At 52.4% G+C, this 13,664-nt stretch carries 8 protein-coding genes and 1 pseudogene; 7 read left to right on the top strand and 2 right to left on the bottom strand.

Annotated features, from left to right (window positions below; all coding sequences use genetic code 11):
- Positions 1–49: 49 nt before the first annotated feature.
- The 5 genes from KP014_RS11330 (at position 50) to KP014_RS11350 (ending at position 6,968) form a co-directional block, all read left to right on the top strand.
- Positions 50–1,093 carry a LacI family DNA-binding transcriptional regulator gene (locus KP014_RS11330; RefSeq protein ID WP_036605233.1) on the top strand — a complete coding sequence of 348 codons (1,044 nt, stop codon included), beginning with the start codon at positions 50–52 and terminating at the stop codon, positions 1,091–1,093.
- Between the two features lie 252 nt (positions 1,094–1,345).
- Complete coding sequence (locus KP014_RS11335; RefSeq protein ID WP_036605234.1) at positions 1,346–2,644, top strand: ABC transporter substrate-binding protein; 1,299 nt, start codon at positions 1,346–1,348, stop codon at positions 2,642–2,644.
- A 194-nt stretch (positions 2,645–2,838) separates the two neighbouring features.
- Positions 2,839–3,717, top strand: coding sequence for a carbohydrate ABC transporter permease (locus tag KP014_RS11340; protein WP_036605240.1), 879 nt, complete (start codon positions 2,839–2,841; stop codon positions 3,715–3,717).
- On the top strand, positions 3,714–4,529 hold the full coding sequence (locus KP014_RS11345; protein WP_036605235.1) for a carbohydrate ABC transporter permease: 816 nt from the start codon (positions 3,714–3,716) through the stop codon (positions 4,527–4,529). The genes KP014_RS11340 and KP014_RS11345 overlap by 4 nt, the downstream gene beginning before the upstream one ends.
- Positions 4,530–4,643: 114 nt before the next feature.
- On the top strand, positions 4,644–6,968 hold the full coding sequence (locus KP014_RS11350; protein ID WP_090834071.1) for an alpha-galactosidase: 2,325 nt from the start codon (positions 4,644–4,646) through the stop codon (positions 6,966–6,968).
- A 20-nt stretch (positions 6,969–6,988) separates the two neighbouring features.
- Here KP014_RS11350 and KP014_RS11355 read toward each other — a convergent pair whose 3' ends face one another.
- On the bottom strand, positions 6,989–7,183 hold the full coding sequence (locus tag KP014_RS11355; RefSeq protein ID WP_036599086.1) for a hypothetical protein: 195 nt from the start codon (positions 7,181–7,183) through the stop codon (positions 6,989–6,991).
- Positions 7,174–8,097: a manganese catalase family protein gene (locus KP014_RS11360; RefSeq protein WP_036599089.1), complete on the bottom strand. Its 924-nt coding sequence runs from the start codon at positions 8,095–8,097 to the stop codon at positions 7,174–7,176. Before KP014_RS11360 ends, KP014_RS11355 begins: the two co-directional genes overlap by 10 nt.
- A gap of 924 nt (positions 8,098–9,021) precedes the next feature.
- On the opposite strand from KP014_RS11360, the gene KP014_RS11365 reads away from it, so the two are divergent.
- Complete coding sequence (locus KP014_RS11365) at positions 9,022–13,326, top strand: bifunctional 2',3'-cyclic-nucleotide 2'-phosphodiesterase/3'-nucleotidase (protein ID WP_036599096.1); 4,305 nt, start codon at positions 9,022–9,024, stop codon at positions 13,324–13,326.
- A 123-nt stretch (positions 13,327–13,449) separates the two neighbouring features.
- Positions 13,450–13,584 (top strand): annotated as a pseudogene (locus KP014_RS11370) (anhydro-N-acetylmuramic acid kinase); the annotation flags it as partial.
- Positions 13,585–13,664 lie beyond the last annotated feature (80 nt).

The following is a 13,664-nucleotide window of genomic DNA, read 5'->3' on the forward strand; positions in this document are numbered from 1 at the left end:
TATTAGTAAACATTAACTAAACAAATTGTTTACCGCGGGAGGATGAACAATGACGACGATTCGCGATATTGCGCGCAGCGCCAATGTATCCATTGCGACGGTATCCAGAATACTGAACGACGATTTGTCGCTTTCCGTCACGGAAGAGACGCGGCGGCGAGTCTTCAGCACAGCCCGGCAGATGAACTACGACTTCTCCAAGCGCAGGAAAAAACCGGCCTCTGCCGCATTTGAACCGCAGCAGGCCAAAATCGGACTTCTGGTCTGGTACCCGCCGGAGATTGAGAACGAAGACCCTTATTTCCTGTATATCCGGCAAGGAGCGGAAAAGCAGCTGACGGAGCTTGGCATTAAAGTGATCCGGATATTTCGCTTGTATGGGCAGTATTTAAAGCAGGCGCTGGACGATCTGGACGGAATGATTGTCATCGGGAACATCCTGCCGGAGGTTATCGAGCGCATGTACCCCCGCAAGGAGCGGACTGTCTATATCAACTATTCGCCGGATGAAGAACAGTACGACTCGGTTGTATTCGATTATCGGCGGGCGACGGAGAAGGCGATGCAGCATTTTTTGCGAAAGGGCTATGCAAGGACTGGCTTTATCGGCGCCAAGGATTTTGTTCACGGTTTCAACAATGAGAAATTCAACATACCCGAGCTGCGGCTTCTGAACTATGAGCGGATATGCAGGGAGCACGGGATGTACAATCCGGACGACGTCTACCTGGGGGATTGGACGATGGCCGAAGGATACCGGATGATGCAGACCGCCATTGCCAAAGGCGATTTGCCCCGGGCATTCTTCATCGCCAGCGATCCGCTTGCCATCGGCGCCATGAAAGCGCTGTTGGAAGCCGGAATCTCCATACCCGGCGAGGTGGCTCTGATCGGTTTCGACGATATTGAAATGGCCTCATATGTCAATGTCCCGCTGACCACGGTCAAGATTCACACCGAGCAGATGGGGCGGACAGGAGTCAACTTGCTGATGGAAAGGCTGGGCGGCAGAAGCATCCCAGTCAAGGCGGTCGTCCCCGCACGGTTTATTGTAAGGCAGAGCTGTGGAGGACCTGATAGCGGCCCAGCTTGAACAGTAAGGGAACTTGAAAGGGGTGATGCCTGACAAGAATAAGTAAGCGCTGTATTTGTGTAAGCGGGGCAAAATTCAGGAAATTACAACACAAAATTACAACACAAAAAAGAGAAAAGCACAAAAAAAGAGACTCCAAAAAAGGAGCCCAAGAGAAAAAAGTTGCAATCAAAGTATACCGGACGGTGTATAAGCCGTCAAACACGACGCGAAGCCCTTACATTCATTTGAACAAGGAGGCTTACATTCATTATGAGAAAAATGCGAGCGCTTTCAATAGCTTTGGTGCTGATGCTGATCGTTCTGTCCGGCTGCTCTTCTGGCGGAAACGGCGGGAATTCGTCCGAAGGTTCGTCCGGCAATTCCGGCGGCTCTTCCGGTGATGTGACGCTGACGATCTATACGACAACCAACGATTCGGCTGCGCAGGACACGCTGAAGTCCATCGCAGACGCTTATACCGCGGAGCATCCGAACGTGAAATTCGAGTGGCAGTTCCCCGGCAATGATTATGAGAATATTCTCAAAATGAAAATGGCGGGCAACGACATGCCGGATATTTTTGATACCCACGGCTGGTCGAAGGTACGCTACAACAACTTTGTGGCTGACCTGAGAGATCAGGAATGGGTGGCCAATCTGTCGGATTCGATGAAGCCGATCGTTACCGACGATGAAGGCAAGGTCTATACGCTTCCGCTGAATGCGGCCAAGGACGGCATTACGTATAACAAGGGAATTCTCGATAAATACGGCATTGAGGTGCCGCAAACGCTGGATGAACTGATTGCCGCCGGCGAAAAAATCAAAAAAGAGAGCGGCGGCGAAGTCACTCCGTTCTTCTTCTCATCTACAGATCCCGCCTCGCTCGCCCAATATTTCGACATGCTGGCAACACCGCTTCTCATCAGCGCAGAGAAAAACCATGCGCAGGAGCTGCTGGACGGCACCTTCGACTGGAACAATTGGACCCCGCTGCCGGCCAAGTTCAAGGAAATGTACGATAAGGGCCTGATGAACGAGGATGTATTCACGGTCCGCGAGAGCGACCGTCCGCAGCTGTTCGCCGAAGGCAAAGTGGCATTCACGTTCAGCGCGCCTACCTTCGTTCCCGATGCGCTCGCGATCAACCCCGACCTGAAGGTGGGCATCATGCCGATTCCTTCCATCGTGCCGGGCGATACACCGACCTTCTCTGGCGGTGAACGGTACACGATGGCTGCCTGGAAGGACGGCAAGCATTTGGATGTTGCCAAGGACGTCATTAACTTTTTCGGCAAGCCCGAAAACTTGAAGAAAATTTCGGAAGTGACCGGCACACCGTCGGCGATGAGCAATGTAACGCCTGATCTCGGCATCTATACCGAATACTATGAAAAGTATAAAGATATCCGGGTATTCCCGTATTTCGACCGCGTCTATCTGCCAAGCGGCATGTGGGATGTCATGCAGACGACTTCCGCAGAGATTCTCAGCGAAACGATGACGCCGGAAGATTCTTCACAGTTCTACAAGCAGGAAGTAGAGCGGCTGAAGAGCCAGCAAAAGTAACGGTTCACGCTTGATGGGTATCCCTTTATCAGCTTCGGCACATTGGGGCGCCGGCAGGCGCCCCTCAATCGATTGGGAAAGGGTGATGGATTATGGGTATGAGCCGTAATTCTCTAGACGGGCCGAGCCCGGCTGCTGCGGCGCAGGGGCACCGGCAGACATCCCGCAATCTTAATAGAAAGGGTGTAGGATTTATGCGCATGAGCCGCAACTCGCCGGGCTGGCTGAATCTGATGTATGTCCCGGTGCTGCTGCTGTTCGCTCTTTTTATCTACTATCCGTTCATTCAGGGCATCCGCGTGTCCTTTACGAACTGGGACGGCTTCAACGTCAATTACAGCTGGGTGGGTCTGGATAATTACGTCCGGATGCTTCACGACAAAAATATCGGAACGGTTATCCGCAACACGCTGATTTACGGTGTCGGCAGTACCTTTTTCCAGAATGTAATCGGTCTGATGTACGCACTTCTGCTGAACCAGAGCATCCGCACCCGCGGACTTACCCGGACGATCATTTATCTTCCGGCGATTGTCAGCCCCCTGATCATGGGCTATATCTGGTATTTCTTCTTCCAGTTCCGCGGCGGCGCCCTGAACGACATCGTTCTGTTGTTTGCCGACAAGCCCATCAATCTGCTGGCTAACCCGCATGCCAATGTCTGGATCATTATGGCGGTCAATACGTTCCAGTTCGTCGGCGTGGCGATGATTATTTTTCTGGCGGGTCTCCAATCGATTTCCAAGGACTACTATGAAGCCTCCTCCATCGACGGTGCTGGTCCTATCAGCAAATTCTTCAATGTGACGCTTCCGCTGCTTGCTCCGTCCATCACGATCAATATCGTGCTCAATCTGATCGGAGGGCTGAAACTGTTCGACGTCATTATCGCGCTGACCAAAGGCGGACCGGGATATGCGTCCCAATCGCTGTCTACGTTGATGTACAAAACGTACTTCGGTGCGCAGGATGCAGGCTACGCGGCGGCGCTGGGCAACCTGATGTTCTTCATGATCGCAATTATCAGCGTGGCGGCCCTGCTGTTCCTTCGCCGAAAGGAGATCCAGTCATGAAGACCAACAAAGGAATTGCGTATACGGTGTCCATTATCATTACACTGCTGCACATCCTGCCATTCTATCTGCTGCTGACCACCTCGCTCAAGCCGGTCACGGATCTCAGCTCCAAATGGCGTCTGCCGACGAAGATCGACTTCAGCAACTTTACGAACGCCTGGGAGGGGGCCAACCTTGGCCGCGCCTTTATCAACAACTTCGTCATCACCGCGTTCTCACTGCTGCTAGTCATTCTGCTGGGCTCCTGCGCCGCCTATCCGCTGTCCCGTTTTCAGACGAAGTTGAACAAGGGAGTCTACACCCTGATCATTGCGACGCTGATCGTGCCTCCGCTGACCATTCTGGTGCCGCTGTACCAGTTCTATATCGATATTAACGGCATGAACACGTATTGGGGCGTTATTTTGCTGCATGTCACGTTCAGTCTGCCGATGGCGGTGTTTCTGTATTCGGGCTTTATCGGCACCATCCCCCGCGAGCTGGACGAAGCGTCGATGATTGATGGGCTGAGCCGGTTTAGACTGTTTTTTACAATTATTCTGCCGCTGCTCAAGCCGATTACAGCCACCGTGCTGATCATGACGGGCATAAGCGTGTGGAACGACTATCAATTCTCGGTATTTTTCCTGCAAAAAGTGGATATGCGCACCATTACGGTCGCGCTGGCTTCGTTCTTTGGCCCCAATACGAACAAAATAAGCTGGGTTGCCGCCGGCTCGCTGCTGGCTGCCCTGCCCGCGACGCTTCTGTATCTGTTCATGCAGCGCTGGTTCATCTCGGGTCTTGCCTCGGGAGCAGTGAAGGGATAGGATAGGATATGATAAAAATCACTTTCCCGCAAAATGATGAGCTCCGAAGCCTACTCAGATACTTTGCGGGGACCCCAAAAATTAAACGGCAAATATTAAGAGGGAGGCTGTACTGTGTCCATTCATTATGACGAAACGCTGAAAATATTTCATTTGCAGACCCCGGGTTCAAGCTATGTGCTGCAAATCATCCGGGACGGCCATCTGTCTCACCGCTACTGGGGAGCGAGGGTGGAAACGTTTGGCGACAGCAATCCGCTCGTATATATGGAACGTCCGCTGTCGCCGAACCCTTATCCGCATGAAAAAACGAGCGGATTCTCCCTGGACACGCTGCCCCGGGAATATCCGGGGTACGGCACCTCAGATTTCCGGGAGCCGGCCTTTCAATTCGAATGCGAAGACGGTTCGGCTGTCGTTGATTTGAGATATCATTCACACCGGATCTTCCCCGGAAAGCCCGCGCTCGAAGGGTTGCCGGCAACCTATACGGAGAGCGATGACGAAGCGGAGACGCTGGAACTGGAGCTGCGGGATGATCTTACCGGCCTGCGGGCGCTGCTATTGTACACGGTCTTCAAGCGGCATGACGCCATCGCGCGCTCGGTCCGCTTCGTCAATGACGGCGGCGGCCGGCTGAAGCTGCTGCGGGCCATGAGCGCGAGCGTGGATTTCGGCGATGCGGACTATCAGATGCTCCACTTGTCGGGCGGCTGGGCCAACGAGCGGAATGTGCTGTCCAGACCGCTGTGCAAAGGCTGGCAGTCCGTAGAGAGCAAGCGGGGGGCCAGCAGCGCGCAGCATAATCCGTTCCTGGCGCTCCTTCGGGGCGGGGCCGGAGAGCATAGCGGTGAGGTATACGGCTTCAGCCTTGTATACAGCGGGAACTTTGCCGCCGGAGCGGAGGTCGATCAATACGATGCGACCCGGGCGGCAATCGGCATCAATCCGTTCGAGTTCTCCTGGCTGCTGGAGCCGGGAGAGAGCTTCCAGACCCCGGAGGCGGTTCTCGTCTACTCGAACCTGGGCCTTGGCGGAATGTCATCCATTTATCACCGGCTGTACCGGACGCGCCTGGCCAGAGGGACGTTCAGGGACAGGGAGCGTCCGGTGTTGATCAACAACTGGGAAGCGACGTATTTCGATTTTGATGCGGACAAAATCGAGCAGCTTGCAGTCAAGGCAGCGGAGCTTGGCATCGAGCTGCTGGTGCTGGACGACGGCTGGTTCGGCCGCCGGGACGATGACAGCAGCTCGCTTGGAGACTGGTTCGTCCATAAAGAAAAGCTGCCAAAGGGTCTTGGAGATTTGGCTGAGAGGGTAAAGGCGAAAGGGCTGGAATTCGGCCTCTGGTTTGAGCCGGAAATGGTCAATCCCGACAGTGAGCTGTACCGGAAGCATCCCGACTGGGCGATTCACACGGCGGGACGGCCTTCCTCGACGAGCCGCAATCAGCTAGTGCTGGATTTCTCGCGTGAGGAGGTCTGCGCAGCCATCGTGGAAATGCTGTCGAACGTGCTGCGCAGCGCTCCCATCTCCTATGTCAAATGGGACATGAACCGCAATATGACCGAGATCGGCTCCGCCGCGCTGCCGCCGGAGCGCCAGCGGGAAACGGCGCACCGCTATATTCTCGGCTTGTACCGGGTGCTGGAGGAACTGACGAAGGCGTTCCCGGACGTACTGTTCGAGAGCTGTGCCAGCGGTGGCGGCCGGTTCGATCCGGGCATGCTCCATTACATGCCGCAGACGTGGACCAGCGACAACACCGACGCGGTCAGCCGGCTTAAGATCCAGTACGGCACGAGCATCGTCTATCCGGCAAGCAGCATGGGAGCGCATGTCTCCTCCGTGCCCAATCATCAGACGGGGCGGATCACGCCGCTGGAAACGCGGGGCCATGCCGCTCTGTCCGGCGTCTTCGGCTACGAGTTGGACCTCACGGCTCTGACGGCTGAAGAAGAGACGATCATGAAGGAACAGGTCGCACTGTACAAGCAGATCCGGCGGACTGTTCAATTCGGCGAATTTCACCGTCTGCTCAGCCCGTTTGAGGGGAACGAAGCGGCGTGGATCTTCGTCTCTGAAGACGGAGCGGAAGCTGCAGCCTTCTATTACAAGATACTCGCCCACCCGAATTCCGGCCTTCGCACGCTGCGGCTTCGCGGATTGGACCCTTCTGCCCGCTACCGGGTGTACGGGGCTGAACCGGCGGTTGACGCGGCCATGGCGGATTGGACCTGCGGAACGGCGGCGGGTGAGGCGAGCGGCAGCGAAGTCAGGAAGCCTGCAGTGTACGACGGGACGGGGGCTGCCGGGAATGGCTTTGCAAGAATATTCGGCGGCGACGAGTTGATGAACATCGGACTGCGGGTTCCCGCTGGGCTGCTGAAAGGAGATTTCCTGAGTCATATTTGGCGGCTGGAAAGAGTGGAGTAGACGCTTGAAGAGTAAAATGCTTAAAAACCCGGACGAAAATGTTCCGTTTTCGTCCGGGTTTTGCTTTGCGGCACGAAATTCGAACGATTTACAGCGCCTTGCCGCCGCGCTTTCAGGAAATCGGAGTTTTTCTGAATAGTTTCAAATAAATAGGGCGGTCTTCCGGTTAGGCAGTACTTTTCGGAAGAGCGCCCTGCTTCTTCAATCATGCCCATGTCGTTACCTTCGCTTCGCTGATGTTGCCCGCCATCTTCAGGCGGTTCGCAATCGACGTGAATTCCTCGGAAGAAAACCCCGGTGCGAACTCTTCCTCCACCGCCGGCGCTTCCGGAATCGGAAAGCCTTGAGGTGCTCCTGTAACTACCTCAAGCGGAGAATTATCTTCAGGGTGGGTGCCTTTCCAAATTTGATTGATCGCCCCGAAATCCTTCTCACTCCACGTATACAGCTTCGTATGCGCTCCCTTAGCCTCGTACTTGGCCGCTTCTTTGAAATGTTTGTTATTTAGCGATGGAATCGGTATCAGCTTCGTGACGTCGACGCCGGTCGCAACCTCCAACGCTTTGGCATAAGCCACAACGTGAACGCCCCCACGCACAAGTAGAAACCCGACCACCTCACGGGCGGATGGATGATCCGTCATTTCATATACCTTCATTTTATGTGTTCTGGCGCCGCACTCCAGGAAAAAGTTATGCAGCAGATCTTCCACCAGGTTTCCGCTGTTAAATACATTTGCACCGGTCCATGGATTGCCCATGGAATCGAAAGGCATCGCTCCCTGTGCTCCCGCGAGAAAGTGATAGGAAATACGCGCATCCTTGGCCGATCCCAGCGGAGTGGCATCAGGCTCCCCAGCGGAAGTGGTACCGTGCAGGCAGCAGTTGATAGCGTGGGATACCAACTCCACATGGCCGATCTCTTCAGCCGTAATGCTCATAATCAGGTCGTAGAAGGGCTTCAGCTTTGTTTTGCTGCGGAAATTAAAGGATTGGAACAAATAGTTGTTAAGCGTTGACATCTCGCCGAACTTTCCGCCCAGCAGTTCCTGTACGGCCGCCGCCGCATTGGCGTCGGGCTGATTGACTTGAGGAATTTCAATCATGATTTCATCCATGCGTTTGAACAATGCGGATTTCCTCCCTTATGTGAAAAATGGAACATCGCCGTTATCATTTCCAAAGAGAACAATTTCAATCCAATGATCGGGCCCGATGCTGCCAAAGATACTGAGAGGTTAGAAGCACTATGATTTCTGGAGAAGAACCTATCAACTATTTGGAAAAATATACCGATAAATCTTATCGATAGGGGGATATTGGATTTTTCAATTGGTCATGCCGTGTAATTTTCGAATTAAGGAGGATGTATTTTATTTGGTCTATTTTTCCTTATATTGAGTGCATTGGTTGGGGTTGCAGCTAGCAACTCCACTTATAGAGAGGATTCAATAGTTTGCTTCATGTCACCTCTTTAGGTTAGAAAGGATTATCGATGTATGAAGAAGAGAAGTTTTTTAATAATAAAGAGAATTATGTATCTGTTAATTAGTTCGGGATTAGGGGTTATTAGTTTTTATTTATTTATCTCCATTCTTTTTGCATCAAGTAGTGGTGAGGGCGCCTTATTGTTCAATCAGCCGAATTATCTCACCCTTTTAATATCTGGGTCCCTAATGTTAACGATAATCGGGACATACGGATTCCTATTATTCTATCCTAAAGAAGGGAGGAATTATATTTTTGTTGCTATTAATATTTTGGTCTTAATTCTTTTTTTATTATTACTCTTTATTTCTATATGACCCCCGCTTAGGATTGGCTGCTGAAACGAATTCTGATAAAATGATGCCCCTCACGAAAGCTTTGCAATTCCCTACGAATATTTATGAACTTTTTATTAAATTCACTCATAAAACCGCTATCAATTAACATATAGTGTGAGAAATTTTACATAAAAAATACGCGGAGTTTATATTTTCCTGCTAGATTGGAATTTTTTTCTGTGATAAGATATCGCGGAAGTAGATTAATTGATAGGAGGATTAGTAGATATGTGGAAGAAACGATGGAACAAGCCTCTCGCTTCTGTGCTGGCAACAGCTGTACTCTCAGCGCAGGTGCTTGGCGGATTTGTTGCTGGGGCGTTTTGGAGTACGGACAAGGCGGAGGCTGCTGATGTCGGGGGCTCTTCACTGCCTTTAATTGACCTGCGGTTAATGACCACGACGGACGTGCATACGAATGTATACGGCTGGGATTATTTCAAGAATGCCCTATCTGCTTCGGTCGGACTCGCTCGGACAGCGACCTTGATCAATACAGCGAGAAGCGAGCAATCGAACAACCTGCTGCTCGACAATGGGGACTTGATCCAGGGAACGCCGCTCGGTACATATGAGGCGAAGATTCAACCGGTGACCCAGGCGGTCTACGATTCCAAGCCCCATCCGATGATTGCGGCGCTGAACGCCCTGCATTACGATGCGGCAACTTTCGGCAACCATGAATTCAATTATGGTCTGGAATTCCTGGATCGGACGATCAATGGCAGTTTCACTGACAGTTTGAACACAAAAGCTAATTTTCCTTATATCAATGCGAATATTTATAAACCTGATGGCGTGACGAACTATTACAAACCTTATGAGATTATCACCAAGACGGTAAAGGATTCCAATAATCAAAGCCAATCGATCAAAGTCGGTCTTCTCGGTCTTGTAACCCCCCAGATCATGGAGTGGGACAAGGCCAATCTGGAAGGCAAGGTCGTGACCAAAGGCATTGTTGAAACAGCAGAAAAGTTTGTCCCTGAAATGAGAGCGGCCGGGGCCGACGTCATTGTGGTGATGGCGCATACCGGTTTCGATGCTGCTGCGGCGGGACCAAACGCTGAAAATGCCATCAGCGAGCTGAGTCAGGTTTCCGGCATTGACGCGATTACCTTCTCTCACACCCACAAAGTATTCCCGACGAATTGGGATACTACGAAGCTGGATGCATCTTTTATAGATCCGGCAACGAAGCAGCCTTACAGCTATATTGACAATGTGAACGGCCATATCCACGGCGTTCCGGCTGTGCAGGCCGGTTACGGCGGAGGCTATCTGGGCCTTATTGACCTCAAAATCACTAAAGATGGCAGCGGAAAATGGGTGGTTGACAAGGCGGCTTCCAAAGCTTCGACCCGTTCGGCCTCTGGAGCCGCGGAAGATCCGGCTATTCTGGCTGCGGTAGGGGCCGATCATCAGGCTACAATTGATTACACCGGCACACCGCTCGGCACGACAACGGCTCGGATGAACAGTTATTTCGCTCTGGTACAGGACGATCCGACCGTTCAGATTGTGACCTATGCCCAAAAACATTATGTGGAAAACGAAATTGCCACCAATCCTGCCTTGGCGGAGTATAAAGGCCTGCCGATTCTCAGCGTGGGCGCTCCTTTCAAGGCGGGACGCAACGGCCCTGGCGAATATACAAGTATTGCCGCCGGTCCGCTGACGATCCGCAGCGCGAGCGATCTGTATCTGTACGACAACACGCTGAAAGTGATCAAGCTTAAAGGTTCTGTCGTCAAGGAATGGCTGGAAATGAGCGCAGGCGCGTTCAACCGTATCAAGCCGGGCATTTCCACTCCGCAGCCTCTGCTGAATCCGGCGTTTGCCGTATTCAACTTTGATGTTATTGACGGCATCAAGTACAAAATTGATGTAACTAAAAAAGCGAAATACAAGCCTGACGGCACGATCAACGACGCATCTTCGAGCCGTGTAACGGAAGTGACATACGGAGGCAAGCCTCTGGATCCGAACCAGGATTTCATCGTAGTTACGAACAATTACCGCGCCAGCGGCGGGGGCAACTTCCCGGGCGTCAAAGGTTCCACGATGATCATGGATACCCAAACCGAGAACCGTCAGGTTCTGATGGATTATATCAAAGAGGCAGGCACGATTGACCCGACCGCTGACAACAACTGGTCCCTGGCTCCGATCAAGGGCAATGTAAATGTTACATTTACATCCTCCCCTGACGCGAAAAATGTTCTTCCTGGCAACATTCAGGATACAAAGGCGGTTGATGGCAAGGGATTTGAGATCTATAACCTGAATCTGAAAGAGGCTGTCCCAGCTCCTACCGGGGACGTTGAGGTTCACTTGATCGGCATTAACGACTTCCACGGCCAGCTTGACACTACTTCCGTTGTCAGTGGCAAGAATGTAGGGACGGCTGCGGTTCTCGCGACTTACCTGAAGCAGGCTCGTGCGAAATATGCGAACTCACTGCTCTTCCATAATGGAGACTCCGTTGGCGCAGCCGCTCCGGTATCCTCGCTTGAGCGTGACGAGCCGACCATTGAATGGATGAACATGATGGGATTCGATGTCGGCTCCTTGGGCAATCATGAGTTTGACCAAGGCGTTGAAGCGCTGAAGACGCAGCTCTTCGGCGGAGCGGACCCTAAGAACAACAAAGTTGTTCACGCCGGTACGGATTTTGATTATGTCAATGCCAATGCGGTAGACAGCAAGTCAAGCACACCGATTATTAATCCTTACGTCATCAAAGAAATCGGGGGCGTGAAGATCGGCTTTATCGGTGTTGTGACCAAGGCAACGCCAAGCAAGGTTTCTCCTGCAGGCACAGCGGGTGTCCGCTTCCTGTCTCCGGAAGAAGAAGTACAGGCTATCGAGAAGTACGCCGCCGAGCTTCAAGGCAAAGGCGTTCAAACCATCGTTGTGCTGGCGCATGATCCGGCGTCAACCAAGGGAGAGGCCACAACGGGCGAAGCCGCCGATCTGGCCAACGCGCTTCCCGCAGGCTCGCCGGTCGACGTTATCGTTGCCGGTGACAACCACGCGCTGGCGAACGGCGTCGTTAACGGCAAGCTGATTGTCCAGGCTTATTCTTACGGTACGGCATTTGAGGACATCAAGCTGGTTATCGACCATACAACAGGTGATGTCAAGACGAAGTCGGCTGTAGTAAACACCACTTTCCAAGACGGCGTAACACCTGATGCGGAAACCGCTGCTCTGGTTAATAAGTACCTGAATCTGCATCCAGAGCTGACCAAGCCGGTAGGTACGACAGACGGCACAATTACCCGTACTGATGCCTATAATAACGAGTCTGCCCTTGGCAACCTGATTGCCGACGCTATGATCAATGCGGATTTCGGCGACGGCAAAGGACCGGCCGACTTCGCCTTTATGAATCCGGGCGGTATCCGCGCGGATCTTCCGAAAGGGAATGTCTCGTTTGGCGATCTGGCCAAAATCCAGCCGTTCGGCAACACACTGGTGAAGCTGACGCTCACCGGAGCACAAATCAAGACTCTGCTGCAGCAGCAATGGGGTGTGAAAGCCGACGGAACAGCAGATACCAAAACACTGCAAATTTCCGGCCTGAAATATACGGCAAACATGTATCTGCCGGCAGCCAATCGCGTTGCCAGTCTCACCAAGGCTGACGGAACACCGATTAACATGAACCAAAAATACACCGCCGTTGTCAACAACTTCATGGCGGCCGGCGGAGATAACTACAAAGTTCTGACCGAAGCCAGCGATTCCGTGCCCGGACCTATTGATCTGGACGTGTTCTATGATTATATCGTGAAGACGTTCAAGGGCGGGCTGATCACATCCAAAATTGAAGGGCGTATCATCAACAATCTGAGCCCAGCGGTGATTTCGTTACCGGGGTCTTCGCCAACAGCAGCACCGAGTCCGTCCGCATCCCCAGCGCCTTCGGCAACTCCGGCTCCAAGCGCGACACCGGCTCCTGCTGCATCTTCCGCACCGGTCTTCAAGGATCTGGGTAAAGTTGCATGGGCGCAGGAAGCGATCAGTTACTTGGCTGCCAAGGGCATCATCAAAGGTGTTGACGGCAACAATTTTGCACCGACCAAAAATGTTACCCGCGCGGAATTCGTTACAATGCTGGTTCGTTCTCTTAGCCTGACGAATACCGGAGCAAGCAATACATTCAAAGATGTTAAGCAGGGCGTCTGGTACTCGGATTCCATCACCGCGGCGGTTAAGGCCGGCATTGTAAAAGGTTCGGGAAGCGGCAAATTCGAACCGGGACGTGAAATTACCCGTGAAGAAATGGCGATTATGATCGTGAACGCCCTTAAAGGACATCTGCAGCCGGTAGATAAAAACGTGGCGCTGCAGAAGTTCGCCGACAAGTCCAAAATTGCGCCTTACGCGCAGGAAGCTGTCGCACAGCTGACTGAGCTTGGAATTGTGAACGGTGTGGATGCCGGAAAATTCGCACCGAAGAGCATCGCCAACCGTGCTCAAGCAGCGGTTATTATCTTCCGTATGCTGGAGAAAAAAGTATCTTAATTTTCTAGTATCTCCAAAAGGTGTTCCGCCCGTCATCTCCGGATGGCTGCGGGACACCTTTTGTTCAAAATATAAGAATTTATAAGCTGAGCGCTTAAAGCAATTCATGACAAAGAACCTCCATTTAGCGACGATGCGAAGGAAGCGGTCATTTTCGCGCTGCTGGGAAATGATTTTATGCACGGCATTAGCAACCATCTCCCTTCCGCAACAGGCGCGGGCCGTTCGACGGTGCTGGGGAAGCTGACCTTGCCGTAAGATTATGGATATTGGATATAAAAAGAAATCGCTCCTTTACAATGGTTCGGTGATACTCCATTAGTGAAGGGCGATTTCTT

Origin of the sequence: Paenibacillus sophorae, from assembly GCF_018966525.1 — a bacterium.
GTDB classification, from domain to species: domain Bacteria; phylum Bacillota; class Bacilli; order Paenibacillales; family Paenibacillaceae; genus Paenibacillus_AQ; species Paenibacillus_AQ sophorae.